26 protein-coding genes are annotated in these 26,147 nt (G+C 62.5%); 13 read left to right on the forward strand and 13 right to left on the reverse strand.

Annotation, left to right across the window (positions count from 1 at the left end):
* Nucleotides 1-62: 62 nt before the first annotated feature.
* Genes H3028_RS18035 through glyQ form a run of 4 tightly spaced genes read right to left on the reverse strand, consistent with a single transcriptional unit; the run spans nt 63 to nt 4,342 of the window.
* A complete protein-coding gene (locus H3028_RS18035; protein ID WP_181298607.1) occupies nt 63-800 on the reverse strand; it encodes a 1-acyl-sn-glycerol-3-phosphate acyltransferase in 738 nt (245 codons plus the stop codon).
* Nucleotides 797-1,339 carry a D-glycero-beta-D-manno-heptose 1,7-bisphosphate 7-phosphatase gene (gene gmhB / locus H3028_RS18040; RefSeq protein WP_181298608.1) on the reverse strand — a complete coding sequence of 181 codons (543 nt, stop codon included), beginning with the start codon at nt 1,337-1,339 and terminating at the stop codon, nt 797-799. Before gmhB ends, H3028_RS18035 begins: the two co-directional genes overlap by 4 nt.
* Before the next feature lie 4 nt (nt 1,340-1,343).
* On the reverse strand, nt 1,344-3,398 hold the full coding sequence (gene glyS / locus H3028_RS18045; protein ID WP_181298609.1) for a glycine--tRNA ligase subunit beta: 2,055 nt from the start codon (nt 3,396-3,398) through the stop codon (nt 1,344-1,346).
* On the reverse strand, nt 3,395-4,342 hold the full coding sequence (glyQ, locus tag H3028_RS18050) for a glycine--tRNA ligase subunit alpha (RefSeq protein ID WP_181298610.1): 948 nt from the start codon (nt 4,340-4,342) through the stop codon (nt 3,395-3,397). The genes glyS and glyQ overlap by 4 nt, the downstream gene beginning before the upstream one ends.
* A gap of 137 nt (nt 4,343-4,479) precedes the next feature.
* On the opposite strand from glyQ, the gene H3028_RS18055 reads away from it, so the two are divergent.
* The 3 genes from H3028_RS18055 to H3028_RS18065 are packed head-to-tail and all read left to right on the forward strand — an operon-like array spanning nt 4,480 to nt 6,302.
* Entirely contained in the window at nt 4,480-5,091 is a 612-nt protein-coding gene (locus tag H3028_RS18055; RefSeq protein ID WP_181298611.1) for a DNA-3-methyladenine glycosylase I, read from the forward strand.
* 27 nt (nt 5,092-5,118) lie between these two features.
* Nucleotides 5,119-6,006, forward strand: a complete 888-nt coding sequence (locus H3028_RS18060) for a lysophospholipid acyltransferase (RefSeq protein ID WP_181298612.1) — start codon at nt 5,119-5,121, stop codon at nt 6,004-6,006.
* A gap of 29 nt (nt 6,007-6,035) precedes the next feature.
* Complete coding sequence (locus H3028_RS18065) at nt 6,036-6,302, forward strand: PilZ domain-containing protein (protein ID WP_181298613.1); 267 nt, start codon at nt 6,036-6,038, stop codon at nt 6,300-6,302.
* A 29-nt stretch (nt 6,303-6,331) separates the two neighbouring features.
* Here the strand turns inward: H3028_RS18065 and H3028_RS18070 are convergent, their stop codons facing one another.
* From H3028_RS18070 to ehuB, 5 genes are all read right to left on the reverse strand, one after another.
* Nucleotides 6,332-6,649 (reverse strand): tetratricopeptide repeat protein, encoded by a 318-nt coding sequence (locus H3028_RS18070; RefSeq protein WP_181298614.1) that lies wholly within the window; start codon nt 6,647-6,649, stop codon nt 6,332-6,334.
* Between the two features lie 77 nt (nt 6,650-6,726).
* The gene (gene ehuA / locus H3028_RS18075; RefSeq protein ID WP_375154433.1) at nt 6,727-7,548 is read right to left on the reverse strand and encodes an ectoine/hydroxyectoine ABC transporter ATP-binding protein EhuA; all 822 of its coding nucleotides are present in this window, start codon (nt 7,546-7,548) and stop codon (nt 6,727-6,729) included.
* An 8-nt stretch (nt 7,549-7,556) separates the two neighbouring features.
* A complete protein-coding gene (gene ehuD, locus H3028_RS18080) occupies nt 7,557-8,216 on the reverse strand; it encodes an ectoine/hydroxyectoine ABC transporter permease subunit EhuD (RefSeq protein ID WP_168426014.1) in 660 nt (219 codons plus the stop codon).
* Nucleotides 8,213-8,872 carry an ectoine/hydroxyectoine ABC transporter permease subunit EhuC gene (gene ehuC, locus H3028_RS18085; protein WP_181298615.1) on the reverse strand — a complete coding sequence of 220 codons (660 nt, stop codon included), beginning with the start codon at nt 8,870-8,872 and terminating at the stop codon, nt 8,213-8,215. Before ehuC ends, ehuD begins: the two co-directional genes overlap by 4 nt.
* A 242-nt stretch (nt 8,873-9,114) precedes the next feature.
* On the reverse strand, nt 9,115-9,969 hold the full coding sequence (gene ehuB, locus H3028_RS18090; RefSeq protein WP_181298616.1) for an ectoine/hydroxyectoine ABC transporter substrate-binding protein EhuB: 855 nt from the start codon (nt 9,967-9,969) through the stop codon (nt 9,115-9,117).
* A 232-nt stretch (nt 9,970-10,201) separates the two neighbouring features.
* On the opposite strand from ehuB, the gene H3028_RS18095 reads away from it, so the two are divergent.
* The 9 genes from H3028_RS18095 (at nt 10,202) to H3028_RS18135 (ending at nt 20,693) form a co-directional block, all read left to right on the forward strand.
* Entirely contained in the window at nt 10,202-11,611 is a 1,410-nt protein-coding gene (locus tag H3028_RS18095; RefSeq protein ID WP_181298617.1) for a PLP-dependent aminotransferase family protein, read from the forward strand.
* A 178-nt stretch (nt 11,612-11,789) separates the two neighbouring features.
* Nucleotides 11,790-12,761: a hydroxyectoine utilization dehydratase EutB gene (gene eutB, locus H3028_RS18100; RefSeq protein WP_181298618.1), complete on the forward strand. Its 972-nt coding sequence runs from the start codon at nt 11,790-11,792 to the stop codon at nt 12,759-12,761.
* Between the two features lie 61 nt (nt 12,762-12,822).
* Nucleotides 12,823-13,806 carry an ectoine utilization protein EutC gene (gene eutC / locus H3028_RS18105; RefSeq protein ID WP_181298619.1) on the forward strand — a complete coding sequence of 328 codons (984 nt, stop codon included), beginning with the start codon at nt 12,823-12,825 and terminating at the stop codon, nt 13,804-13,806.
* 101 nt (nt 13,807-13,907) lie between these two features.
* Nucleotides 13,908-15,098 carry an ectoine hydrolase DoeA gene (gene doeA / locus H3028_RS18110; RefSeq protein WP_181298620.1) on the forward strand — a complete coding sequence of 397 codons (1,191 nt, stop codon included), beginning with the start codon at nt 13,908-13,910 and terminating at the stop codon, nt 15,096-15,098.
* A gap of 3 nt (nt 15,099-15,101) precedes the next feature.
* Entirely contained in the window at nt 15,102-16,106 is a 1,005-nt protein-coding gene (gene doeB / locus H3028_RS18115; RefSeq protein ID WP_181298621.1) for a N(2)-acetyl-L-2,4-diaminobutanoate deacetylase DoeB, read from the forward strand.
* 102 nt (nt 16,107-16,208) lie between these two features.
* Nucleotides 16,209-16,718 carry an Lrp/AsnC family transcriptional regulator gene (locus H3028_RS18120; protein ID WP_181298622.1) on the forward strand — a complete coding sequence of 170 codons (510 nt, stop codon included), beginning with the start codon at nt 16,209-16,211 and terminating at the stop codon, nt 16,716-16,718.
* 109 nt (nt 16,719-16,827) lie between these two features.
* The gene (locus H3028_RS18125; protein WP_181298623.1) at nt 16,828-17,481 is read left to right on the forward strand and encodes a 7-cyano-7-deazaguanine/7-aminomethyl-7-deazaguanine transporter; all 654 of its coding nucleotides are present in this window, start codon (nt 16,828-16,830) and stop codon (nt 17,479-17,481) included.
* Nucleotides 17,482-17,744: 263 nt separating this feature from the next.
* On the forward strand, nt 17,745-19,208 hold the full coding sequence (locus H3028_RS18130; protein ID WP_181298624.1) for an NAD-dependent succinate-semialdehyde dehydrogenase: 1,464 nt from the start codon (nt 17,745-17,747) through the stop codon (nt 19,206-19,208).
* A 105-nt stretch (nt 19,209-19,313) separates the two neighbouring features.
* Nucleotides 19,314-20,693 (forward strand): aspartate aminotransferase family protein, encoded by a 1,380-nt coding sequence (locus H3028_RS18135; protein WP_181298625.1) that lies wholly within the window; start codon nt 19,314-19,316, stop codon nt 20,691-20,693.
* 4 nt (nt 20,694-20,697) lie between these two features.
* Here the strand turns inward: H3028_RS18135 and trkA are convergent, their stop codons facing one another.
* The 4 genes from trkA to def form a co-directional block, all read right to left on the reverse strand.
* Nucleotides 20,698-22,071 (reverse strand): Trk system potassium transporter TrkA, encoded by a 1,374-nt coding sequence (trkA, locus tag H3028_RS18140; protein ID WP_181298626.1) that lies wholly within the window; start codon nt 22,069-22,071, stop codon nt 20,698-20,700.
* Nucleotides 22,072-22,137: 66 nt separating this feature from the next.
* The gene (rsmB, locus tag H3028_RS18145) at nt 22,138-23,463 is read right to left on the reverse strand and encodes a 16S rRNA (cytosine(967)-C(5))-methyltransferase RsmB (RefSeq protein WP_181298715.1); all 1,326 of its coding nucleotides are present in this window, start codon (nt 23,461-23,463) and stop codon (nt 22,138-22,140) included.
* Nucleotides 23,460-24,398 (reverse strand): methionyl-tRNA formyltransferase, encoded by a 939-nt coding sequence (gene fmt, locus H3028_RS18150; RefSeq protein WP_181298627.1) that lies wholly within the window; start codon nt 24,396-24,398, stop codon nt 23,460-23,462. Before fmt ends, rsmB begins: the two co-directional genes overlap by 4 nt.
* Before the next feature lie 52 nt (nt 24,399-24,450).
* Nucleotides 24,451-24,957, reverse strand: a complete 507-nt coding sequence (gene def, locus H3028_RS18155; RefSeq protein WP_181298628.1) for a peptide deformylase — start codon at nt 24,955-24,957, stop codon at nt 24,451-24,453.
* Between the two features lie 148 nt (nt 24,958-25,105).
* Here def and H3028_RS18160 point away from each other — a divergent pair, with 148 nt between their 5' ends.
* Nucleotides 25,106-26,131, forward strand: a complete 1,026-nt coding sequence (locus tag H3028_RS18160) for a LysM peptidoglycan-binding domain-containing protein (RefSeq protein ID WP_181298629.1) — start codon at nt 25,106-25,108, stop codon at nt 26,129-26,131.
* The last annotated feature ends 16 nt before the right edge of the window (nt 26,132-26,147 follow it).

The raw sequence follows: 26,147 nt of genomic DNA on the forward strand, positions 1-26,147 counted from the left end.
AGGGGGAGCAGATTTCGGTCTGCTCCCCCTTCTTCGTTTTCGCCTACCTGTGTTTTCTTCGGTCAGGCCTTGGCCTCGAGCTGGCTGACCTGCAGGTTGACCCAGTCTTCGGCGCGCTGATTGAGCTCGGCGACCGCCCGCGGTCCTTCGCTTGCGGCGCGCATGGCCGGCCCGATAACCACCCGAATGGTTCCGGGCCGCTTGCCCCAGCCCGACTTCGGCCAGAACATTCCAGCATTGTGCGCAATCGGCAGAACGGGAAGATTGGCATTCACCGCCAACGCCGCGCCGCTGCGGGAAAATTTACCGGTCTGCCCGACCGGTACGCGTGTACCCTCGGGAAAGATCAACACCCAGGCACCCTGTTCCAGCCGCTCTTGGCCCTGCTTGGCGACCTGACGTAATGCCGCCTTGGGGTTGTTGCGATCGATGGCAATCGGCTTGAGCAGCATGATTGCCCAGCCGAAGAACGGCACATGGAGCAGTTCGCGCTTGAGTACCTGGCTCAGCGGTTCGAAGTACGCCGAGAGAAAGAAGGTCTCCCAGGTGCTCTGATGCTTGGACAGAATGACGCAGGGCTTTTCCGGAATGTTCTCCTGACCACTGATCTCATAGCGAAGGCCGACAATGGTTTTCGCCAGCCACACCGCACTGCGACACCAGGTCTGGACCACGAACCGATAACGTTTGCGAAACGACATGAAGGGTGCAAAGACCAAGCTGACCAGGCACCAAGCAAATGCGGTGAACGCCAGAAGCAGGTAGAACAATGCGATGCGTACCGGCAGCAATACGTTCATCCTTTGGCCCCCAGCAGCTGATCGACCACTGTCGCCAGATTATCGAAGACCTGCGTTCCCGGGGGCAGCGTCCCTTCCAGGGTTTTCATGCCTTTCCCTGTACGAACCAGATAAGGCAAACCCCCAAGCCGCATCCCGGCATGCAGATCACGATGGCTATCGCCGACTACCGGCACACCCTTGAGATCTTCCAGATGGAAGTGCTCGGCGATTTTCTGAAACAGCCCGGGCAGCGGCTTGCGGCAGTCGCAGCCATCTTCGGGGCCGTGAGGGCAATGCACGATCAGATCGATGCGGCCACCCTGTTCCATCACCAGCTGCTGCATCTTGAAATGCATGTTGCTGAGGGTGGTCGCGTCGAACATGCCGCGCGCCAGTCCGGACTGGTTGGTGGCGACCGCCACCGTCCAGCCCGCCTTGCTTAGCCGTGCGATGGCCTGTATCGAGCCCGGAATAGGAATCCATTCATCCAGGGTCTTCACATAGGCGTCGGAGTCTTCGTTGATGACGCCGTCGCGGTCGAGCACTATCAGTTTCACTGGCTTAGCCAAGTGCGGAAATATCGGCGACGCCAAGGAACAATCCTCTCAACCGGGCAAGCAAGGCGTAGCGGTTGGCGCGTACCGAAGCGTCTTCGGCATTCACCAGTACCGCCTCGAAGAAGGCATCCACCGGGCCGCGCAAGTGCGCTAGGCGTGCGAGCGCCTCACGGTACTGGCGATCCGCAGCCAGCGGCTGCACGGCCTGTTCGGCCTGTTGCAATGCCGAATACAGAGAGAACTCGGTGGCATTATCGAAGTAACGGGGCTCAACGGTTTCCGGCAGCTTCGCCTCGAACTTGCTCAGCAGATTCGAGACTCGCTTATTAGCCGCCGCCAGGGCCTCAGCTTCAGGCAGATTGCGGAACGCCTGGACGGCCTGTACGCGCTGGTCGAAATCCAGCGCCGAACCCGGCTGCACGGCACGTACTGACAGGTAGGAGGCAACTTCGACGCCCTCGTCCTCGTAGCGAGCCCGTAGGCGATCGAAGATGAAATCCAGCACCTGATCAGCCAGCCCTGCCACCTTGACCTGATTGCCGAACTGGCCGACCGAGAAGCGCACGGCTTCTACCAGATCGAGATCCAGCTGCTTTTCGATGAGGATGCGCAGGATTCCCAGCGCCGCGCGGCGAAGCGCATAGGGGTCCTTGCTGCCAGTCGGAAGCATGCCGATGCCGAAGATGCCGACCAGGGTGTCCAGCTTGTCGGCCACCGCCAGTACGGCACCGGTGTGGGTGCTGGGCAGCTCGGCGCCCGCGCCACGCGGCATGTACTGCTCGTTCAGTGCGAGGGCAACGTCGTTGGGCTCGCCATCGTTCAAGGCGTAGTAATAGCCGGCGATGCCTTGCATCTCTGGGAACTCGCCGACCATCTCGGTGGCCAGGTCGCACTTGCAGAGTAAACCGGCGCGGGCTGCCCACTGCGGGTTGCCTTCGGTGCGCTCAGCGATAAAGGCTGCGAGCCTGGAGACCCGCACTGCCTTGTCGTACACAGTTCCCAGTTGCGCCTGGAAGATCACGTTCTTCAGTCGCTCGTTAAAGCTGTCCAGCTTCTGCTTCTTGTCCTGTTTGAAGAAGAACTCGGCGTCGGTAAGACGCGGGCGCACCACCTTCTCGTTACCCGCAACGATCTGCGCTGGATCCTTGGACTCAATGTTGGCCACGGTGATGAATCGCGGAAGCAGCGTGCCATTGGCATCCAGCAGGCAGAAGTACTTCTGGTTGTCCTGCATGGTGGTAATCAGCGCTTCCTGCGGCACTTCAAGGAAGCGTTCCTCGAAGGAACACACCAGTGGCACCGGCCATTCAACCAGCGCGGTGACTTCGTCGAGCAAAGAAGGCGGCACGATGGCACTGCCATTCTGTTCGCCGGCCAGCTGATCGACACGCTTGGCGATCAGCTCACGGCGCTCGGCGAAATCGGCGATCACGCGGGCGCCACGCAGATCTTCCAGATAGCCCGTCGGCTTGGAAATGCGTACCGGGCCCGGGCTGTGAAAACGATGGCCGCGGGATTCGCGTCCGGCGCGCTGGGTAAGAATGGTGCAGTCGACGACCTGGTCGCCTAGCAGCATCACGAGCCATTGGGTCGGCCGGACGAACTCTTCCTTGCGCGCCGCCCAGCGCATGCGCTTGGGAATCGGCAATTCATTCAGGGAGGTTTCGACGATGCCGGGCAACAATTCGGCGGTCGGCTGGCCGGGGATCGAACGGCTGTACCGGAGTTTCGGGCCGCTACGGTCGATCTCGGCGAGGTCCACACCACACTTGCGGGCAAAGCCCAGCGCGGCTTGGGTCGGTTCGCCTTCGGCATCGAAGGCGGCCTGCAGCGGCGGCCCGTCGAGGTTGATGCTGCGATCGGGCTGCTCGCTGTCGAGCTGCTCGATTAGCACCGCGAGACGCCGCGGTGCGGCAAATGCCTGCACCCGTCCGTGGCTAAGGCCCGCTTCTTTCAAACCTTTTTCGATACCCGAACGGAATGCGTCGGACAGCTTGCCCAGGGCCTTGGGCGGCAGCTCTTCGGTGCCGAGCTCGACCAGGAAATCCAGTGCACTCATTCTGCAGCCTCCAGCTTGGCCAGTACTTCGTCACGCAGGTCAGGGGTTGCCATGGGGAAGCCGAGCTTGGCACGTGCCTGCAGGTAGCTCTGCGCCACCGCACGAGCCAGCGCCCGCACGCGCAGGATGTACTGCTGACGCGCCGTTACCGAGATGGCCCGGCGGGCATCCAGCAGGTTGAAGGTATGCGATGCCTTTAGCACCATTTCATAGGTGGGCAATGGCAGCTCCAGCTCGATTAGCCGGTTGGCTTCGGATTCGTAGAAATCGAAGAGTTCGAACAGCTTGTCGACGTTGGCGTGTTCGAAGTTGTAGGTGGACTGCTCCACCTCGTTCTGATGGAACACGTCGCCATAGGTAACGGTGCCGAACGGGCCATCCGTCCAGATCAAGTCGTAGACCGAGTCGACGCCCTGCAAGTACATCGCCAGACGTTCCAGGCCATAGGTGATCTCGCCGGTGACCGGATAACACTCGATGCCACCGACCTGCTGGAAGTAGGTGAACTGCGTGACTTCCATGCCGTTCAACCACACTTCCCAGCCGAGCCCCCAGGCGCCCAGCGTCGGCGACTCCCAGTTGTCTTCGACGAAACGGACGTCATGGACTGAGGTATCCACGCCGATACGGCGCAGCGACTCGAGGTAAAGGTCTTGGAAGTTGTCCGGGTTGGGTTTGAGTACAACCTGGAACTGGTAATAGTGCTGCAGGCGGTTGGGGTTCTCGCCATAACGGCCATCGGCCGGACGACGCGAGGGCTGCACGTAGGCGGCGTTCCACGTTTCCGGACCGATGGATCGCAGAAACGTGGCAGTGTGGAATGTACCGGCGCCCACTTCCATGTCATAGGGTTGCAGAACGACACAACCCTGCTCCGCCCAATAGCTTTGCAGGGCGAGGATCAGGTCTTGGAAGGTGCGCACGGTAGGCGTAGGCTGGGTCAAAATTTCACCTGTGCTGGCTTCGACAGAAAGCCTCGGAGTATACCCGATAAAGGCCGCAACCCGTGGTGGTGCGTGGCTTCGGGTAAGGCGCCGCGGTCACCACGATCTGGCTCGTCGCCTCCATTAAGGACTGGGAAATGCCGCGTTGTGCCTGGTGCAGTAATGATCCGCTGTACATCGAGTACCACGACAGCGAATGGGGCGTACCTACTCGCGATCCGCAGGTCCTCTTCGAATTCCTGATTCTCGAGGCTTTTCAGGCCGGGCTGTCGTGGATCACTGTGCTGCGCAAGCGAGAGCGTTATCGGCAGGTCCTGTTCGGTTTCGACCCAACGCGTCTGGCGCAAATGAGCGACGCCGAAATCGATGAGCGCATGCTTGATGCGGGCATCATCCGCAACCGGCGAAAACTCGAAGCGGCGCGGCGCAACGCCCAGCTGTGGCTCGAGCTGGAAGACCCGGTTGGCTGGCTGTGGTCATTCGTCGATGGCCAGCCGAAAGTCAACCATTTCGAATCGAGCAGAGAAGTACCTGCGGTGACCCCCGAAGCCGAGGCCATGAGCCGCGCATTGAAGAAAGCCGGCTTCAGCTTTGTCGGCCCGACCATCTGCTACGCCTATATGCAGGCCTGCGGAATGGTGATGGACCACACCATCGATTGCGATCGCTACGCATCGCTCGCCGTCGCAGCATCGCCTAGCGCCGAGAACGCTTCACAAGTAGCCGAGCGCACGAAGCAGTTACACTAGCGCCTTTGATTTTTTCGGGAGAGATCCTTGGACAAGTTCAAAGGTGCGCTGGTGGTTGGCTTCTTGCGCCTGTTCGCTCTGTTGCCCTGGCGCGCGGTGCAGGGAATGGGCAGCTTCATTGGCTGGTTGATGTGGAAAATGCCCAACCGTTCGCGCGAGGTCGCCCGGACCAATCTGGCCAAGTGCTTTCCCGCGCTTGACGATGCCGAGCGGGAACAGCTTCTGAGGCAAAGCCTGCAACAGATCGGTAAGACCTTCACCGAGAGCGCCTGCGCCTGGATCTGGCCCGCAGATAAGACCTTGCGTTTGGTTAAGCAGATCGAAGGGCTTGATGTGCTGGAACAGGCTTTGGCCTCCGGCAAGGGGGTCGTCGGCATCACCAGTCATCTCGGTAACTGGGAAGTGCTCAATCATTTTTATTGCGCACAGTGCAAGCCGATCATTTTCTATCGCCCGCCGAAGCTCAAGGCCGTGGATGATCTGCTGCAGCGCCAGCGTGTACAGCTGGGCAACAAGGTTGCGCCATCAACCCGCGAAGGCATCATCAGCGTCATCAAAGAAGTCCGTAAAGGCGGCGCCGTGGGGATACCGGCGGACCCCGAGCCCAGTGAAGGCGCCGGCGTGTTCGTGCCTTTTCTCGGTACCCAGGCACTGACCAGCAAGTTCGTACCCGGCATGCTCACCGGCGGCAAGGCGGTCGGGGTATTCCTCCACGCGTTGCGTCTGGAGGACGGGTCAGGCTACAAGGTGATCCTTGAAGCGGCACCGCCGGCGATGTACGACGAGGACGTCGAGGTCGCGGTCGCGGCCATGAGCGGTGTCATCGAGCGTTACGTGCGCACCTGGCCGAGCCAGTACATGTGGACCATGAAACGTTTCAAGAAGCGCCCGGCCGACGAAGACCGCTGGTACTGACAACATTACGAAGACAACAGGAACGTCAGATGGCAAACCAGCGGCAGCACGCGCGTGCACCCATGAAGTGCCGTATACGCATCACCCATGAGTCATTTGGCGAAGTGTTCGCTTACACACGCGATCTGTCCGATGGCGGTGTCTACGTCAAGCATCCGCAGCTGGCCGAACTGCAGCTGGGGGCGATTGTTAGTGGCCAAGTTCAGGATTTGCCGATGCCGGCACCTGTGTTGCAGATGGAAGTGATGCGCGTCGATGCCGAGGGGATCGGCTTGCGCTTCGTTCAGAGCAGCTAGGCCAGTTCGCTGCGTGACTACAACCGCAGCTAGGCGTCGGCCTGTTTGTTCAGCTTGCGCAGAAACACAGTCATTTCCTTCTCCGCCTGCTTGTCGCCGTGCGCTTGCGCGGCGGCGAGACCCTGCTCCCAGGCTTGGCGCGCTCCTTCGTTGTCGCCGCTGGCCTGCAGTGCCTTGCCGAGCAGCTTCCAGGCTGCGGAATACTTGGGATCAAGCTCGACGCAGCGCTGCAGGTGGGTGGCAGCCTGAGGTGCGTCGCCCGCATCCAGATAGCCCTTGCCGAGTCCGAAGCGCAGCATGGAGTTGTCTATGCCTTTGGCCAGCATGTTTTCCAACGATTGGAGCATTGCTCTTCCCCTTCGACGGCGAGTTCGCCAGGGCCGGTGCAAACCATAGCTAGGCCGGCCGTGGTGCAGCGAGGCGTCTAGCTTGCCTGAGTTACCGCACTGAGAAATTCCTGTGTGCGCGTTTCCTGAGGATTGCCGAACAGTTCGTCCGGCGTACCCATTTCATGGATACGGCCCTCGTTGAAGAAGCATACGCGGTCGGCGAACTCACGGGCGAACCCCATCTGGTGCGTGACCATCAGCATGGTCAGGCTGTGCTCCTCGCCCAGCCGACGAATGACGTTGAGCACTTCACCACAGAGTTCCGGGTCGAGCGCCGAGGTTACCTCGTCGAACAGCATCACCTTGGGTCGCATGGCCATGGCACGGGCAATGGCGACCCGTTGCTGTTGGCCGCCGGAGAGCTGCGATGGGTAATGGTCGAGCTTGTCTTCCAATCCCACCATCGCCAACAGCTCCTCGGCGCGTTCGCGCGCGTCCCTCTTCGGCATCCCCAGCACCTGCATAGGCGCTTCCATCACATTTTGCCGGGTGCTCATGTGCGGGAACAGGTTGAAGCTCTGAAACACCATGCCGACCTTTCCACGAACCCGGCGCAAATGCCGTGAATTGGCCCGGACCAGCTTGCCGTTGGCATCGGGCATATGGGTCAGCGGTTCGTCATCGACCATGATCACGCCTTCGTCGATTTCTTCCAGGGTCATCAGTGCCCGTAGCAGCGTCGATTTACCCGAGCCGCTGGGGCCGATGATGGCAACCTTTTCGCCCGCTCGAACGTCGAGGTCGAGATGGTTGAGTACGGTCAGATCACCGTATCGTTTGGTCACGTCGCAAAACCGCACCATGAGCTCCGGCTCGTTGGCAGTGCTGGTTGCGTTCGGGGTTTCGCCGGCAGGCATCGGTGCGCTCATCGGGCTAGCTCCATACGGTTTTCCAGACGGCGCACGAACCAGGCGAGGCCGAGACTGAGAAGAAGGAAAAAAAGGCCGACCATGGTGATCGGTTCCAGATAGCGGAAGTGCTCCGAGCCGATGTTCTTGGCGCGTTGCATGATCTCCACCACGGTAATCGCCGACAGCACCGGCGTGTCCTTGAGCATCGAAATCAGATAATTGCCCAGCGCCGGCAATATCGGTCGCAACGCCTGCGGCAGGATCACTTTGCGGTAGGCGTTCAGCGGCTTCATGTTCAATGCCGTGACTGCCTCCCACTGCGAGCGAGGCACTGCATCGAGCCCGGCGCGATAGACCTCCGCGGTATAGCAGGCGTAGTGCAGCGCGATGCCGATGATGCCGGCTTGCAGTGCCGAGAGATTCAAGCCGTAGTTGGGTAGCACGAAGAACAGGAAATACACCTGTATCAGCAACGGTGTGCTGCGGATGAATTCGATCAGTCCGGTCATCGGCCACGACAGCCAGCGGAAGCGGCTGCGTCGTCCTACGGCGAGAAACAGGCCCAGGACGATGGCGATAGAGAAGCCGGCGATGGTGATACCGATGGTTTTCAGCGAGGCATCGAGCAGTCTGGGCAGTATCTCCCAGGCGAATTGCCAGTCGAAGAAGTTCATGACAGGCCTCCCCGCATACGCCCGCGAGCCAAGCGCCGTTCAAGCGTGCGCATAGAGAAGTTGATGATCTGTGCAAGAACGAAATAGATCACCAGCGCAAGGCCAAAGATCTCCAGGGTCATCAGGGTGGCCTGGTCCAGCTGGCGCGCTCGGAAAGCCAGGTCGGACAGCGTGATCAACGAAACCAGTGAGGTATTTTTCAGCAGTTCGATCAACAGGTTGGTGCCCGGCGGGATCGCCGCCAGCAGGGCCTGGGGCAAGATGACCCGGCGTAGGCGCTGCCAGGCGGTCATGTTCAACGCCTGGCACGCCTCGTACTGCCCTTCATGCACCGACCGTATGGCGCCGCGCAGCACCTCGGCACCGTAGGAACCGATATTCAGGCCCAAGCCGATTACTGCAACGTTGAAGGCGCTCATGGCGATGTTGAACGGCGGCATTGGCAGGACGAAGTAGAGCCAGAACAGCTGTACCAGCAGCGAGCTGCCACGGAACACCTCGATATAGACAATCGCCAGCCATCGCAACGGCGCAATCGGCGAGAGCCGTCCCAAGGCGCCGATCAGCGCGGCAACGATGGCCAGCATGGAGCCCCAAAAGGTGATCTGTACGGTCACCCAGGCGCCTTGCAGCAAGAGGGGAAGTAGTTCGTTCATGGTCGATTTCCGGTTGGCTCCAGGGGGGCGGAGCTGAGATCGCAGGCCGCCCGGCGCGATTGCCTGCGTGAGGGCTGCGGTCCGGTTGCTGCGGTACCGTCTCGTTTCCGAAGACAGGGTGCAGCCAGCCGTGGGCCGGCGCATCGCGATGCAGCGATGTGGCCGGGCGGAGGCGGAGGATCTATCGAGAGGTTATTCACTTAGAGCCCGGCGCGGCACCAGACTGGCCGCGCCGGTTCCATTCAGGCGCTGCAGAGTTCCTCGGCAGTCTTGTCAGTGATGTTCGAACGATCGAAGCCGAAAGGTTCGACCGTCTTCAGATGCTCGTCGCTGCCAAGCCACTCCTTCAGTTCCGCATTGACGGCGTCGCGCAGTGCCTTGTCTTCTGGACGGAATGCCAGGGCGCCATAGCCGGTGTTGGCCGGGTCGTCCTTGAAGTCGTCGGTCGCCTCGACCTGATCGCCAGCCTTCTCGGCCAGGCCTCTCATGGTCAGTTGAGTGCCGACTGCGGCATCGGCCCGGCCGGTACGCACGGCTTGCAGTTGCGAGGTGGTGTCAGGCACCTGAACGATTTGGGAGTCCTTGATACCGGCGTTGCGGGCATAGTTCAGGTTGACGGTGCCGGACATGATCGCCAGCTTGATGCTTTCATCCTTAGCGATATCTGCGTAGCTGCTCAGTTGCTTGGGGTTGCCGGCCTTGACCAGTAGGGTGTCCTGCAACTGGTAGTGCGGATCGGTGAAGATCACTTGCTGGCAGCGCTCTGGGGTGATGTACATGCCGGCGGCGATCAGATCGAAACGGCTGGCGCGCAGACCGGGAATCAGCGAACCCCACTCGGTAAGGACGGGTTTGATGGTTTCGATGCCCATCCGCTGGAATATTTTTTCAACGATCTCCGGCGATTCTCCCGTGACGCTGCCATCGGTGGCGGTATAGGCGAAGGGGGTTTCGTTGGCATAGCCGATGCGGACGCTACTGCTGTCCTTGATGTTATCGAGGGTGTCTGCGTGGGCCAGACTACCTACGGAAAGGCCGGCCAGAGCGGTGCAGGCCAGCATGAGCTTGCCAAAGTGAAGGGGACGTGCGCGACTCATTGTGAGTACTCCTGTGCTGTTATGGTTCGCAGGCGGGCTGCGTTTATAGGAGAGAGCATCAGGACAGGGCATTCCCTGCCACAGCGCGGTTTTTGACTGCTTCTAGAAAGAAACGTGCGCCGCGTTTCGCCAAACGAGGATACAAAAGCTGTTTTCCAGCGGGGATTGCACTAGGACAATTGCATGACATTGCGCTTCAGTTGATCCTGTCGCCTCGACTGAGGTGATTGTTATGCACAACTGGAAACAGGCCCTGCTCGCCGCTGGCAGTGGTGCGTCGAAATACAAACTGCTGGTGACCGCCGTCGCGACCGACATCGAGAAAGGCAGACTTCAGGATGGCCAGCGCCTGCCGCCGCAGCGGTTGTTGGCCGACCAACTCGATGTCAGCGTGCAAACGGTGACCAATGCCTACAAGGAGCTGGAGCGCCAGGGCTGGGTGCGGTGCGAAGTCGGACGTGGCAGCTTCGTCAGCCGGCGCATCAGCGAGCGCGTCGCCAGCTCGATGCTCGACCGGGGTGAAAATTCGCTGCTGGACTTCTCTACGGCACGCATCATCCGCACCGAGACCCATGACCGCTTCTGGCGACAGACCTGCGAAGAGCTGGCCGCCGAGCATGAGCAACCGTGGATTCACGCCTGCCGACCGATCGCCGGCTTCGAGCACCATCGCGAGGTTGGGGTGCAATGGCTCGCCGGTCTCGGCCTGACGGTAGAGCTGCAGGATCTGCTGCTGACCAACGGGACCTCGCACGCAGTTTTCCTTGCGCTCGCCTCCCTGGCTGGGCCGGATGATCTGGTGCTCTGTGAAAACTGTACCGACCATGGGGTGATCGGCACCGCCCAGGTGCTCGGCTTCACGTTGCAAGGGGTAGAGACCGATCGCTACGGCCTGGACCCAGAGCATTTCGAGGACCTCTGTGGCAACGAGCGGGTCACCGCACTGGTCTGCACCCCGAACCTTAACAACCCCACCAGCAGCGTGATGCCGGAGGCTCGCCGCCGCGAGATCGCCGAGATCGCTCGACGCTATGGTGTTTACGTAATCGAGGATGATGTCTACGGACCGCTGCTCGGGGATCGCCGCGAAGCGCTGCCGATCAGCCATTACCTGCCGGAGCTGTCGTTCTATTGCACCAGCCTGACCAAGTCGGTGCTCACCGGTCTGCGCCTGGGGTACCTGGCGATGCCGCGGCGACTGGCGCTGCGTACCGAGAGCATACTGCGTGTGAACAGCTGGATGGCCGCGCCGCTGCTCGGGGAAATCGCCACACGCTGGATCGAGCATGGCCAGGCGGACGAACTGGTGCGCCTGCAGCGCGAATTGATTGCCGTCCGCCAGGCGGCAGTCAGCGATGAACTGGGCGATTATTTACGCGGCAGTCATCCGCTATCGCTCAGCGCCTGGTTGAACGTCCCGGAACATTGGGAGCTGGATGCGCTGCAGCGCGAGCTGCGCCGGCGCGGAGTCGCCTTGACTCTGCCGGACCCTTTTCTCCCGCCAGGCACTCGCCGCCCCAGGGCGATGCGTCTCTGCGTTGGCGCCGAATGCGACGACGTACGGCTGCGCGAAGGGCTGTCGAGCGTTCGCGAAGTGTTCGAGCAGTACCCGGAAATCCATGAGTTTCGCGGTGCCCGTTGAAACGCGCTCAACGGAACACTTCTGCGGCATTGTCTGATTGCCGGAAGTCCCGAAAACGGGGCACTGCGGCGATTGGCGCGGAACAATATAGGGCTTGAAAAAAATAGCGTCCTAGTACATTCAGCTGCGGAATTCGGCGCTCCTACACTCGGCAACATTCACCATCGGGATGTTCGCCATGCAGCCGATTGTTCTTGACCAGCTTTTCGAGGCCCGCAGGTCCATTCGCAGCCTCGTTCGGGAAACGCCCCTGGAGCGGTCGGCGTCGCTCAGTCAGCTGGTCGGCGTGCCGGTGTGGTTGAAGCTGGAGTCGCAGCAGGCGACCGGCAGCTTCAAGCTGCGCGGGGCCAGTCATGCAGTGGCGCAACTGTCGGACGCGCAGAAACGCCTCGGTGTGGTGACCGCGTCCACTGGCAATCATGGCCGGGCGCTCGCCTTTGCCGCGGCGCAGCAGGGGGTCAGGGCGATCGTCTGCCTGTCGCAGCTGGTGCCGCCGAACAAGGTGCAAGCGATCCGTGAACTCGGCGCCGAGGTAGTTATCGTCGGTCACAGCCAGGACGACGCTCAGATCGAGGCAGGACGCATCGCCCGAAAGCAGGGTGCTGCCTTCATTCCGCCCTTCGACCATCCGCATATCATCGCCGGCCAGGGCACGCTCGGTCTGGAAATCCTCGAACAGTGCCCCGAAGTCGCTGAAGTGCTGGTGCCGCTGTCCGGCGGCGGGTTGTTTGCCGGCGTCGCGCTGGGTCTCAAACACCAACGCTCGGCGATCCGCGTCCACGGCATCAGCATGCGCCGCGGTGCGGCGATGCACGCGAGCCTGGAGGTCGGTCACCCGGTGGAAGTAGAGGAGCGTGCGAGCCTGGCCGATTCGCTTGGCGGTGGCATCGGGCTGAACAATCGCTACACCTTTGGCCTCGTTCGTGAGCTGGCCGACCAGATCCACCTGCTCGACGAGCCGGCCATCGCGGCGGGCATTCGTCATGCCTACCACGAGGAGCGGCTGGTGCTCGAAGGCGCCGCCGTGGTGGGCATCGCCGCCCTGCTCGAGCGAATGATCGAGCCTCGCGGGCCGGTGGTCGTGGTGGTCAGCGGCCGAAACGTCGACACCGCGCAGCACCTGCGGGTGCTCAACGGCGCCAGCGAATAGACAACCCAACCCAGTCAACCCCGTTACCGGTGCGTCCGGTGCATCACCGATGGAGATCAACATGGCCGAGACCATCCTGCTCAGCGAAACCGATCTCCGCGCCTGCCTGGCCCTCGATCCGGCCAGCCTCGACGCGGTCGAACACGCTTTCCGCCTGCTCGCCACCGAGGCGGTGGCGATGCCGCCGATCCTGCGCCTGGATATCCCCGAGCACAACGGCGAGGTCGACGTGAAGACCGCCTACCTGCCGGGTTTGCCGCGCTTCGCCATCAAAGTCAGTCCGGGGTTCTTCGACAACCCGGCACTCGGTTTGCCGAGCCTCAACGGGCTGATGATGCTGTTCTCGACGCGCACCGGATTGCTCGATGCCCTGCTGCTGGACAACGGCTTTCTTACTGCGGTGCGCACGGCTGCTGCCGGTGCGGTGGCGGCCAAATGGCTGAGCCGTGGGAACGCCAGCCGCGTCGCGATCTTCGGCGCCGGGGAGCAAGCGCGTCTGCAGTTGGCGGCCTTGCGGCTGGTGCGCGACATCCGCGAGGTGCGCATCTGGGCCCGCGATCCGGCGAAGGCGACCGTCTTCGCCGGCGAGCTGCAGGGCGTAGACGTTCGGCTCATGGACAGCCTCGACGCCGCCATGGACGGCATCGACATCGCCATTACCACCACCCCCAGCCGTACGCCTTTGATCCAGGCGCATCATTTGCAGCCGGGCTTGCACATCACAGCCATGGGCTCGGACGCCGAGCACAAGAACGAGATCGCCGCCGACGCCCTGGCTGCCTGCGATCTCTATGTTGCCGACCGGCTCAGCCAGACCCGGATTCTCGGTGAGCTTCACCACGCACTGGCAGCTGGCGCGGTGGACGACTCATCTTCCTTCGCCGAACTCGGCCAGGTGATCGCCGGGCATCACCCCGGCCGCACCTCGGCCGACCAGGTCACGCTCTGCGACCTGACCGGCACCGGCGCGCAGGACACTGCCATCGCCAGCTTCGCCTTCGACCGAGCCCGCGCGACGGGCAGGGGTTTCGTCTTCAACCCCTGATCTTCAGACGCGAGCCTACTCGTGCTCGGGCCACACGCCCCAGTTCGCGAGCCAGCTCGCCCCTGCAGAGCAAAAGCGGTCCATCCACGAGGGCAAAGAAGATGTCCGAGATCGTCGTTAATCTCCCGTTCAGCCGGGAGGAATATGCGTTGCGTATCGCCAAGGTTCGACAGGCCATGGCTGCCCGCGGCATCGAGCTGCTGGTCGTCACCGACCCGTCGAACATGGCTTGGTTGACCGGCTATGACGGCTGGTCGTTCTACGTGCATCAGTGCGTATTGCTGACGCTCGAGGGTGATCCGCTCTGGTTCGGCCGTAGTCAGGACGCCAATGGTGCGCGCCGCACGGTTTACATGGGCGACGACGATATCGTCGGCTACCCGGATCACTACGTGCAGTCCAGCGTACGGCATCCAATGGACTATCTTTCCAGCGAGGTGATCGCTGCGCGCGGATGGGACCGTCTGGCGATCGGTGTGGAGATGGATAACTACTACTTCAGCGCCGCGGCCTTCCGCTCGCTGCAGCTGCATCTGCCGCGCACGCGTTTCCTCGACGCCACCGTGCTGGTCAATTGGCAGCGCGCGGTGAAATCGCCACAGGAAATCGAATACATGCGCATCGCTGCACGTATCGTCCAGCGCATGCACGAGGCGATCTTTGAGCGCATCGAACCGGGTCTGCGCAAGAACGAGCTGGTCGCGGACATCTATCGCGCCGGGATCCTTGGGGTCGAAGGCCATGGCGGCGACTATCCGGCCGTCGTGCCGTTGCTGCCGACCGGCGCCGATGCCAGCGCGCCGCACCTGACCTGGAACGACAACCCGTTCCGGCTGGGTGCGGGCACCTTCTTCGAGATTGCCGGTTGCTATAAGCGCTACCACTGTCCGCTGTCGCGCACCATTTATCTGGGCAAGCCGCCAGCACACTTCCTCGAAGCCGAGCAGGCGGTAGTCGAAGGCATCTCGGCGGGCCTCGCCGTAGCGCGTCCAGGCAATACCGCCGGCGACATCGCCCGGGCCTTTTGCAAGGTGCTGGATAAGTTCGATATCCAGAAGGACAGCCGCTGCGGTTACCCGATCGGCATCAGCTATCCGCCGGACTGGGGCGAGCGGACCATGAGCCTGCGTCCCAGCGACGATAGCGTGCTGGAGCCGGGCATGACCTTCCACTTCATACCTGGGCTGTGGATGGACGACTGGGGGCTGGAAATCACCGAGAGCATCCTGATCACCGAGAGCGGGATGGAAACCTTCTGCGACTTGCCGCGCAAGCTTTACGTCAAGGACTGAACCATGACTGAAACCTCGCTGCGCAACCCCATCAGCCCCACTGTCGACTTCGAGCGCGACGGTGTGCAGCACGGCTATCTGCGCCTGCCCCACTCCCGCGACGACTCGGCGTGGGGCGCGGTGATGATCCCGATCACCGTGGTAAAGAATGGCGCGGGGTCCACTGCGCTGTTCTCCGGTGGCAACCACGGCGATGAATACGAGGGCCCGCTGGCGCTGAGCAAGCTAGCCGGCGGCCTTGACCCGGCGCGTGTGCATGGGCGGGTGATCATCATCCCATTCATGAACGCCCCGGCGGTGTGGGCCGGCACCCGCACCTCGCCGATTGACCACGGCAACCTGAACCGCAGCTTTCCCGGTCGGCCCGACGGTACGGTGACGCAGAAGATCGCCGACTACTTCCAGCGCAGCCTGCTGCCACTGGCCGACCTGGTGCTGGATATCCATTCCGGTGGAAAGACGCTCGACTTCCTGCCGTTCGCGGCCTGCCATGTGCTGGCCGACAAGGCTCAGCAGGCACGCTGCGAGGCGGGCATGCGTGCCTTCGCGGCGCCCTTCTGCATGCGCATGCTGGAGCAGGACGCGCTAGGCATGTACGACACCGCGGCAGAAGCGCAGGGCAAGGTATTTGTCACCACCGAACTCGGTGGCGGCGGCTCCATCAGCGCCAGGAGCCTGGCCATCGCCGAGCGTGGCGTGCGCAATCTGCTGATCCATTTCGATCTGCTTGAGGGTGAAACCGAGCCGGCCGAGTCGGTGATGCTGGACATGCCGGATGGCGATTGCTACCTGTGCAGCGAGAGCGACGGTCTGCTCGAGCTGTGCAAGGATCTGGGGGAGACCGTGCAAGAAGGTGAGCTGGTAGCGCGGGTGCATGATGCCCGCCGCACCGGCGTGGTGCCGGTGGATTACCGGGCACGGCGCGGCGGCCTGCTCAGCGCCCGGCACTTTCCAGGACGGGTGCAGAGTGGCGATACGCTGGCGGTAATCGCCGAGGTGGTACGGTGACGCTAATTGCGCGACGGGGCGTCGTCTACCCTTCAGGTGCCCTCGCCCGATGCGCGGAAAGGCAATCTGCGCCCCGGGGCGTTCCGGCTGGTAGGGGGAATCATGCTCAAGCTCGATCGCTATGACCTGAAGATCCTGCATATCCTGTCCAAGGACGGGCGGATCACCAAGTCGGCTCTGGCTGAGGCCATCAACCTGTCGGTGACCCCGGCCTGGGAGCGCGTGCGCAAGCTCGAAGCCGTCGGGCTGGTGCACGGCTATCGAGCGCTGATCGACTGGGGCGCGCTGTTCCGCACCCAGCAGGTGCTGGTGGAAATCAGCCTGGCGCGGCACACCGCGCAGGATATGCGACGCTTCGAACAGCGGCTGGCCGAAGCGCCGGAGGTTGCCTTCTGCTATGCCACCGGTGGCGGCGTCGACTACATCGCGATGATCCGTGCGCGCGACATCGATCACTACCAGCGCTTCATCGATACGCTGTTGATGGAAGATCTGGGCATCGAGCGCTACTACACCTACATCGTCACGAAAAGCGTCAAGCGCGACGAAGGTGGCGCTCCGGCAACGCTTGACGATGAGCTATTTCCAGCCTCGCGAACCGAGGCGTTCTGACCGACGCGGCTATACCCTCGCCCGGATTGGCACTAGAATGCGCGCCGCCTCGGCCATATCGGTCGGCAAATGGGTTCCCTCACCCCATCACTTTCAAAAAGGACATGCCGTGCTGCAGATCCCTTCGTCGGTCCGCCGGGCCACCCTGGCTGGGCTGATCGCCTTTCACATCCTCATTATCATCGCCAGCAACTACCTGGTGCAGCTGCCGATCACCCTGTTCGGCTGGCACACCACGTGGGGTGCATTCAGCTTCCCATTCATCTTCCTGGCTACCGACCTGACCGTGCGCCTGCTCGGCAAGGGCCCGGCGCGGCGGGTAATCGCCCAGGTCATGCTTCCGGCGCTGGTGGCCTCCTATGTGGTCTCGGTGTTGTTCCACCAGGGCGCGTTCAGTGGCGTCGCGGCGCTGGGCGAGTTCAATCTATTCGTGTTCCGCATCGCCATCGCTAGCTTCCTCGCTTATGTCTTCGGTCAGATCCTCGACATCCAGGTGTTCGATCGGTTGCGCCGCTTGCGCCATTGGTGGGTTGCGCCCAGCGCCTCCACCGTGTTCGGCAATCTGCTGGACACCTTTGTGTTCTTCTCTATCGCCTTCTGGCACAGCGATGATCCGTTCATGGCGGCGAACTGGGTGGAGATTGCCAGCGTCGATTACGTGATCAAGCTGGCCATCAGCCTGGCGCTGTTCGTGCCGCTCTACGGCATGCTGCTCAACGCCATCGTGCGCATGCTGCCGCAGCAGAAGACCGCCACGGCGTAAACGCAAGAGACGGCAACAGCGTCGGAAGCGCCGTCTCGCGACTCCTCTGCGTCGGGTGGAAACGGCGCAGCCTTTTCCACCGCCAGCACGCGGAAAGCCGGCAAAGGCCCGGTGAATATCCACCGCTACCAGCCCCGCGCGCTTTTCTTGTTTTCCCGCCGCCGAACAGAAAGATTCACCTTCCAATCGGGGCGCTACGGAAAAAAGACCAAGCCGCCCTTCCCTAACATGTCTCCCATGCCACTCGGCCCGGAGACATTGCCATGCCGCTCAACCATCCCCTGCTGTTCAAATCCCTTTGCTACGTAGACGGACAATGGGTTCACAGCCGTAGCGGCGCCAGCATCGCCGTGCAGAACCCCGCCACTCGAGCCGAAATCGCCCACGTGCCGATGCTCGAACGGGAGCAGATCATCGCCGCGGTGGATGCCGCCGAGCGTGCCTTCGTGAACTGGCGCAGGCAAAGCCTGGACGAGCGCGCAGTGCTGTTGCAGCGCTGGGCCGAGCTGATCCTGCAGCATCAGGAAGACCTCGCTGCCATCCTCTGCGAGGAGCAGGGCAAGCCGCTCGCCGAGGCGCGGGGCGAGATCCGTTACGCCGCCAGTTTTATCCCCTGGTTCGCCGAGGAGGCCCGCCGTCTCTATGGCCGGACCATTCCGAGCCACATTGCCGATGCCGAACTGAGCACCCTGAGGGAGCCGGTTGGCGTTTGCGCCCTGCTTACCCCCTGGAACTTCCCCAGCGCGATGATCACTCGCAAGGCTGCGGCGGCGCTGGCGGCCGGTTGTACGGTGGTGGTCAAACCGGCGCACGAAACGCCCTATTCCGCCTTCGCCCTGGCCCAGCTCGCCGAGGAAGCGGGTCTGCCTGCCGGCGTGTTCAACGTGGTGCTTGGCGAACCGCAGATGGTCATGGAAACCCTGGTGCAGGATTCGCGCGTGCGTTCGGTGAGTTTTACCGGTTCGACCCGGGTCGGCCGCTTGATACTGGCCGCCGCCGCGCCTGGCGTGAAGAAGGTGGCGCTGGAGCTGGGCGGCAATGCACCGATGATCGTCTGCGCCGATGCCGACCTCGATCATGCGGTGCAGGTGGCCATGGATGCCAAGTTCCAGACGTCCGGCCAGGACTGCTGCGCGGCCAATCGTATCCTCGTGCAGCGGCCGATTTATGACGCTTTCCTGGCACGCTTCGCCCGTGCCGTGCGGGAATTGCGCGTCGGTCCCGGCTTGGATGAGCGCAGCCAGATCGGCCCGTTGATGCACCAGGCAGCTTTCGAGGCCACCGCTGCGCGGGTTGCCGATGCACTGGAAAAGGGTGCCCGACTGTTGGTCGGCGGTGAGCCGCATGCGCTCGGCGGCTGGTTCTGGCAACCGACATTGCTGGCCGACGTCACGCCCGACATGCGCATCTACCGCGAGGAGAATTTCGCACCGATCGCCGGCGTGCTGCCGTTCGACAGCTTGGACGAGGCAGTCAGCATGGCCAACGATACCGAATACGGGCTGGCCGCCTACATCTGCTCGAACCGGCTGGACGTGGTCCACCCGCTCATCCGTCGGCTCGATCACGCGATGGTCGCGGTCAACGGCACCAAGTTCACCGGCCACCCGATCCCCTTCGGAGGCATGAAAGCCTCCGGCCTAGGCCGTGAAGGCGGCAGCGAAGGTTTCGAGCCCTTCGTCGAGACCAAGTACGTCTGCATCCATCACCAGGGCCAGCGTTACTGACGCAGCCGGCATTGATGAGCCGAAATATCACGCCCCCGCCGGGGCGGGTCGGGATGAGGGGGCAGCATTCCGAGCCCCATCCCATCACAGCAAACGGAGAAGCCCATGAGCCATGACTACGACGTGCTATTCGCCCAGGACCGTGCCCACTTCATGCACCCGTCCACCCATGCCCATGACCACGCCAGCGGAGCGCTCAAGGGCCGCATTGTTACCGGCGCTTCGGGTATCCGCATCCGCGACCATGAAGGCCGCGAGTTCATCGACGCCTTTGCCGGTCTGTACTGCGTCAATATCGGGTACGGTCGCACCGAGGTGGCCGAAGCGATCTACAAGCAGGCCACGGAGCTGGCCTACTACCACACCTATGTCGGTCACTCGACCGAGGCCATCATCGAACTGTCGCAACGCATCATCGACTGGGCGCCAGAGGGCATGAAGAAGGTCTACTACGGGCTCTCCGGCTCGGACGCCAACGAGACCCAGATTAAGCTGGTGCGCTACTACAACAACGTGCTCGGCCGCCCGCAGAAAAAGAAGATCATCTCCCGCCAGCGTGGTTATCACGGCTCGGGAATCATGACCGGCAGCCTGACCGGCTTGCCCAGCTTCCATCAGCATTTCGATCTACCGCATGCGGACATCAAGCACGCCGCCTGCCCGCACTTCTACAAGGCGCCGGCCGGCATGGACGAGGCTGCCTTTGTACGCCATTGCGAGGAGGATCTGGAGCAGCTGATTCAGCGGGAAGGTCCGGATACCGTGGCCGCCTTCATCGGCGAACCGGTGATGGGCACCGGTGGCATCATCGTCCCGCCCAAGGGCTACTGGGAGGCGATCCAGGCGGTGCTGGCAAGGTACGACATCCTCTTGATTGCCGACGAGGTGGTCTGCGCGTTTGGTCGTCTAGGCACGCCCATGGGCAGCCAGCTGTTCGGCATGAAGCCGGACCTGATCACGACCGCCAAGGGTCTGACCAGCGCCTACGCACCACTCTCCGCAGTGATCGTCGGGGAAAAGGTTTGGGGCGTGATCGATGAAGCCTCGGCTCGAGACGGCGCCATGGGACACGGCTGGACTTATTCTGGGCATCCCATCTGCGCCGCCGCAGCACTGGCGAATCTAAATATCCTGGAGCGAGAGAATATTCCGGGCAACGCCGCCGAGGTGGGCGCCTATCTCAACGCGCAGCTGCGCCAGGCGTTCGACAGCCACCCGCTGGTCGGTGAGGTGCGGGGTATCGGCATGCTCGCCGCCCTCGAGTTCATGGCCGACCGTGAGGCCCGCACGCCCTTCGATGCGGCGTTGAAGGTAGGGCCGCGCGTCTCGGCTGCTTGCCTGGAGCGCGGCATGATTGCGCGCGCCATGCCGCACGGTGACATCCTCGGCTTCGCCCCGCCGTTGGTGCTGACGCAGGCGGAGGCCGATCAGGTGGTCGAGATCGCCCGAAGTGCAGTGGACGCAGTGGCAGCCGAGGTGCTCTGAAACCTCAGAAGAAGGTCAGGCCAGCCTGGAACAGGCGCTCCACGTCGCGAATCTGCTTTTTGTCGACGAGGAACAGGATCACGTGATCGCCCGATTCGATGACTGTGTTGTCGTGGGCGATCAGCACCTGCTCGTCGCGAATCACTGCGCCGATGGTGGTGCCTGGCGGCAAGGCGATCTTGCCGATGGCGCGGCCGACGACCTTGCTCGAACGTGAATCGCCGTGGGCAATCACTTCGATGGCCTCCGCTGCACCGCGGCGCAGCGAGTGGGCGCTGACGATATCGCCGCGGCGCACATGGGTCAGCAGCGTACCGATAGTGGCCAGCTGCGGACTGATGGCGATATCGATCTCGCCGCCCTGAACCAGGTCGACGTAGGCCGGGTTGTTGATGATGCACATCACCTTCCGTGCGCCGAGGCGCTTGGCCAGCAGCGACGACATGATGTTGGCCTCGTCGTCATTGGTCAGCGCAAGGAAAACGTCAGCGTCGTTTATGTTCTCTTCCACCAGCAGGTCGCGATCCGAAGCGCTGCCCTGAAGAATGATGGTGCTGTCGAGGGTGTCCGAGAGGTAGCGGCAACGCGCCGGGTTCATCTCGATGATCTTCACCTGATAGCGGCTTTCGATCGCTTCAGCGAGGCGCTCCCCGATGTGCCCGCCGCCGGCGATGACGATGCGTCGATAGGAATCGTCGAGTCGGCGCATTTCGCTCATCACGGCGCGGATATGTCCACGCGCGGCGATGAAAAACACCTCGTCGTCGGCTTCTATCACCGTATCGCCTTGGGGCAGGATCGCCTGGTTGCGACGGAAAATCGCCGCTACGCGCGTATCGACGTTGGGCATGTGATTGCGCAGCTGGCGCAGCTCCTGGCCTACCAGCGGGCCGCCGTAATAGGCCCGTACCGCCACCAGCTGCGCCTTGCCCTCAGCGAAGTCGATGACCTGCAACGAGCCGGGGTGTTCGATCAGACGCTTGATGTAGTTGGTGACCACCTGCTCGGGGCTGATCAGCACGTCGACCGGGATCGCCTCGTTGCTGAACAGACCGGAGCGGGTCAGGTACGCCGACTCACGCACCCGAGCGATCTTGGTCGGGGTGTGGAATAGCGTGTACGCCACCTGGCAAGCGACCATATTGGTTTCGTCGCTGTTGGTCACCGCCACCAGCATGTCGGCGTCGTCCGCACCGGCCTGGCGCAGCACGGTGGGAAAGGAGCCGCGGCCGACCACGGTGCGAATGTCCAGGCGATCGCCCAGGTCGCGCAGGCGATCTGGGTCGGTGTCTACCACGGTGATATCGTTGGCTTCGCTCGCGAGGTTTTCGGCGAGCGTACCGCCCACCTGCCCTGCACCGAGAATAATGATCTTCACGCGATCACTCCTGAAAGGCGGCTGGTGGCCGCCGCATCCATGATTGAACGAGGCATCGTGCCTGGCTCATTGCGAATTCTGGCCGTTGGGTTGGGCCGCGATTTTCATCAGTTTGGCGTAGTAGAAGCCATCGTGGCCGTCTTCCTGCGGCAGCAACTGACGACCATGTGACTGTTCGATACCGAATCCGCTCGGCAGATCCAGCTCACGTGCACCGGGCATGCGCGCCAGGAAGGCCTCGATCACGTCGCGGTTCTCGATCGGCAACACGGAACAGGTGGCGTAGAGCAGCACGCCACCGACCGCCAGCGTCGGCCAGAGCGCATCGAGCATCTCTCCCTGCAGGGCTGCCAGCGGCGCGATGTCGTCGGCCTGGCGGGCCAGCTTGATGTCCGGGTGGCGGCGAATCACGCCGGTCGCCGAACAGGGGGCGTCGAGCAGAATGCGCTGGAACGGCTGCCCGTCCCACCACCGGTCGGTGGCGCGTGCGTCGGCAGCTACCAGCGTCGCCTGCAGCTGCAGACGGTCGAGGTTTTCCTGCACGCGCTGCAGCCGCTTGGGCTCCAGGTCCAGCGCGACGACGCTTTGAAGGTTCGGCTCGCGCTCGAGGATGTGGCAGGTCTTGCCGCCAGGCGCACAGCAGGCATCCAGTACGTGTTGACCCGGCGCCAAATCCAGCAGTCCGGCGGCCAGCTGCGCCGCTTCGTCCTGCACACTGACGCGGCCTTCGGCAAAACCTGGCAACTGGTTGACATCGCAGGCCGCGGCCAGACGGATGCCATCTTCGCTGTGGCTGCAGGGGAAGGCTTCGACGCCGGCAACCTGCAGTTCGCCAAGATAGTCATCGCGCTCGACCTGGCGATGATTGACCCGCAGCATCATCGGCGGATGTAGGTTGTTCGCCGTACAGATCGCCTGCCAGTGCTCCGGCCAGTGCGCCTTCAAGGATTTCTGCAGCCAACGCGGATGAGCGAAACGGATCACCGGGTCGTGCTCCAGTTCAGCGAACAGTGCCTCACCGTCACGCTGCGCGTTACGCAGCACGGCGTTGAGTAGACCCTTGGCCCAAGGCTTCTTCAATTTTTGTGCACAGCCGACGGTTTCGCCAATGGCGGCGTGCGGCGGTATGCGGGTATAGAACAGCTGGTAGAGACCGACCAGCAGCAAGGCTTCGACATCTCGGTCGGCGGCCTTGAAAGGCTTCTGCAACAAACGCTCGGCAAGGCCAGCCAAGCGCGGCTGCCAGCGGGCGGTGCCGAACGCCAGTTCTTGCGTCAGGCCGCGGTCGCGAGCATCGACCTTGCTTAATACCTCGGGCAGGCTGCTGTTCAGCGAGGCTTTGCCGGACAGCACCACGCCCAGTGCGCGGGCGGCGGCGAGGCGCGGGTTCATCGACATTGTTGGAATACCTTGCCAGGCGTGAATTGCTCACGTCGGCTGTTGTACAGATCGCTGAAATTCAACGGCTTGCCGTTCGGCAACTGCAGGCGCGTAAGCAGCAGCGAGCCCGTGCCGCACGCTACATGCAGACCGTCCTTACCAGCGTCGAGTATCTGGCCGGGCGCGCCTTGCCCTGCAGCTGGTCGCGTTGCGTGGATTTTCACCGCGGCCTCATCCAACTGGCTGTGGCAGATCGGCCAGGGGTGAAAGGCGCGCACCAGGCGCTCGAGTTCGATGGCCGGGCGGCTCCAGTCGATGCGTGCCTCGTCCTTGTTCAGTTTGTGCGCGTAGGTAGCCTGGCTATCGTCCTGAACCTCGCCGACGAGCGTGCCGGCTTCGAGCGCGGCGACGGCTTCAACCACCGCATTCGAGCCGAGCTCGGCGAGTCGATCATGCAGACTGCCACCGGTGTCGTCGTCGGCGATGGGCGTGCTGACCTTGAGTAGCATCGGCCCGGTATCCAGGCCGGCTTCCATCTGCATCACGGTCACCCCGGATTCGGCATCGCCCGCTTCGATCGCGCGCTGAATCGGCGCGGCACCACGCCAGCGTGGCAACAGCGACGCGTGGCTGTTGATGCAGCCCAGGCAAGGCAGATCCAGCACCGCCTGCGGCAGGATCAAGCCGTAGGCGACCACTACCATCAGGTCGGCCTGCAGCGCTGCCAGCTCGGTCTGGGCTGCAGGGTCGCGTAGCGTCTGCGGCTGGTACACAGGAATCCCGTGCTGCAGTGCGAGCTGCTTGACCGGGCTGGGCATGAGCTTATGCCCGCGCCCGGCAGGGCGATCCGGCTGGGTGTAGACCGCGACCACATCACGCTTGGCGTCGAGCAGGGCTTGCAGATGCTGAGCGGCGAATTCCGGAGTACCGGCGAAAACGATGCGCATGGAAAGGACTCGTCAATAAAAAGGCTTGCTGCTGCAAGCCTTTGGGTCGGAATCAAGCCTGCTGACGGTGAAGCTTTTCTAGCTTCTTCTTGATCCGGTCGCGCTTGAGGTTGGACAGATAGTCAACGAACAGCTTTCCGTTGAGGTGATCGCACTCATGCTGGATGCAGACCGCGAGCAGGCCTTCGGCGATCAGCTCGTAGGGCTGGCCATCGCGGTCCAGCGCCTTGACCTTGACCTTCTGCGGCCGGTCAACGTTCTCGTAAAAGCCGGGCACCGACAGGCATCCTTCCTGGTACTGCTCCATCTCGTCGGTCAGAAACTCGAACTCAGGATTGATGAAAACACGGGGCTCGGATTTGTCCTCGGACAGATCCATCACCACCACGCGCTTGTGCACATTGACCTGCGTCGCGGCCAGGCCGATGCCAGGGGCGTCGTACATGGTCTCGAACATGTTGTCGATCAGCTGGCGTATGCCGTCATCGACCACGTCCACCGGTTTAGCGATGGTGCGCAGGCGCGGATCGGGAAATTCTAGGATGTTCAGGATTGCCATATGCGTTTGTGATGCACTTATGGAATAAAGTCAAAAGCCGCTGCTAAGATGCCGAGCAGCTTGTAAACGGCTTAACGCCGCTTTCCACAAGGGTTTCTGCGGCGCTAGGGCGCTTTACGTGAAAGCACATCATAAAGGGATTCACCACATGAGGAAATCACTACTCGCCCTGCTCCTGGTGGCGGTTGGCGGCATGGCACAGGCCGCTGTGCAGCTCAAGGATGATCATCCGGAGCAGTACACCGTAGTGAAAGGCGACACACTCTGGGACATTTCCGGTCGCTTCCTCAGCGAGCCTTGGAAATGGCCGGAGCTCTGGCACGCCAACCCCCAGGTCGAAAACCCGCACCTGATCTATCCCGGCGACAATCTGAGCCTGGTCTATGTCGACGGCCAGCCACGCGTCATGCTCAGCCGCGGCGCATCGCGCGGAACCATCAAGCTATCACCTACCGTCCGCACCACCCCCATGGCCGAGGCCATCAGCACCATCCCGCTGGAAGCGATCAACAGCTTCCTGCTGAGCAACCGAATCGTCGACAGCGCCGCTGAATTCGAAGCCGCGCCCTACATCGTTGCCGGCAATGCCGAGCGCGTCATCAGCGGATCCGGCGACCGTGTCTACGGACGTGGCGAATTCCAGGACGGCATCGGCGTCTACGGCATCTTCCGTCAGGGCAAGACTTACATGGACCCCGAAACCCAGGAGTTCCTGGGCATCAACGCCGACGACGTGGGTACCGCCGAACTACTCGACATGGAAGGCGATATCGCCACCATGATGCTCACGCGGGTCACCCAGGAAGCGCGTATCGGCGATCGCATGTTCCCCAGCGAGGAGCGCGCGGTGAACTCGACCTTCATGCCGAGCGAGCCGGAAGGCGAAGTCAACGGCGTGATCCTCGACGTGCCGCGTGGCGTGACCCAGATCGGCCAGTTCGATGTGGTCACCCTGAACAAGGGCGCACGCGACGGGCTGAGCATCGGCAACGTGCTGGCTGTGTACAAGACCGGCGAAACCGTCCGCGACCGGGTGACGGGTGAAAACGTCAAGATTCCTGACGAGCGTTCGGGACTGCTGATGGTGTTCCGTACCTACGACAAGCTCAGCTACGGTCTGGTGCTGCAAGCCACCCGCTCGCTGGCGGTGATGGACAAGGTCCGCAATCCCTGAGTTACCCGAGCCCCGC

Source organism: Pseudomonas sp. Q2-TVG4-2, assembly GCF_013620795.1.
In the GTDB taxonomy this organism is placed as follows: Bacteria; Pseudomonadota; Gammaproteobacteria; order Pseudomonadales; family Pseudomonadaceae; genus Stutzerimonas.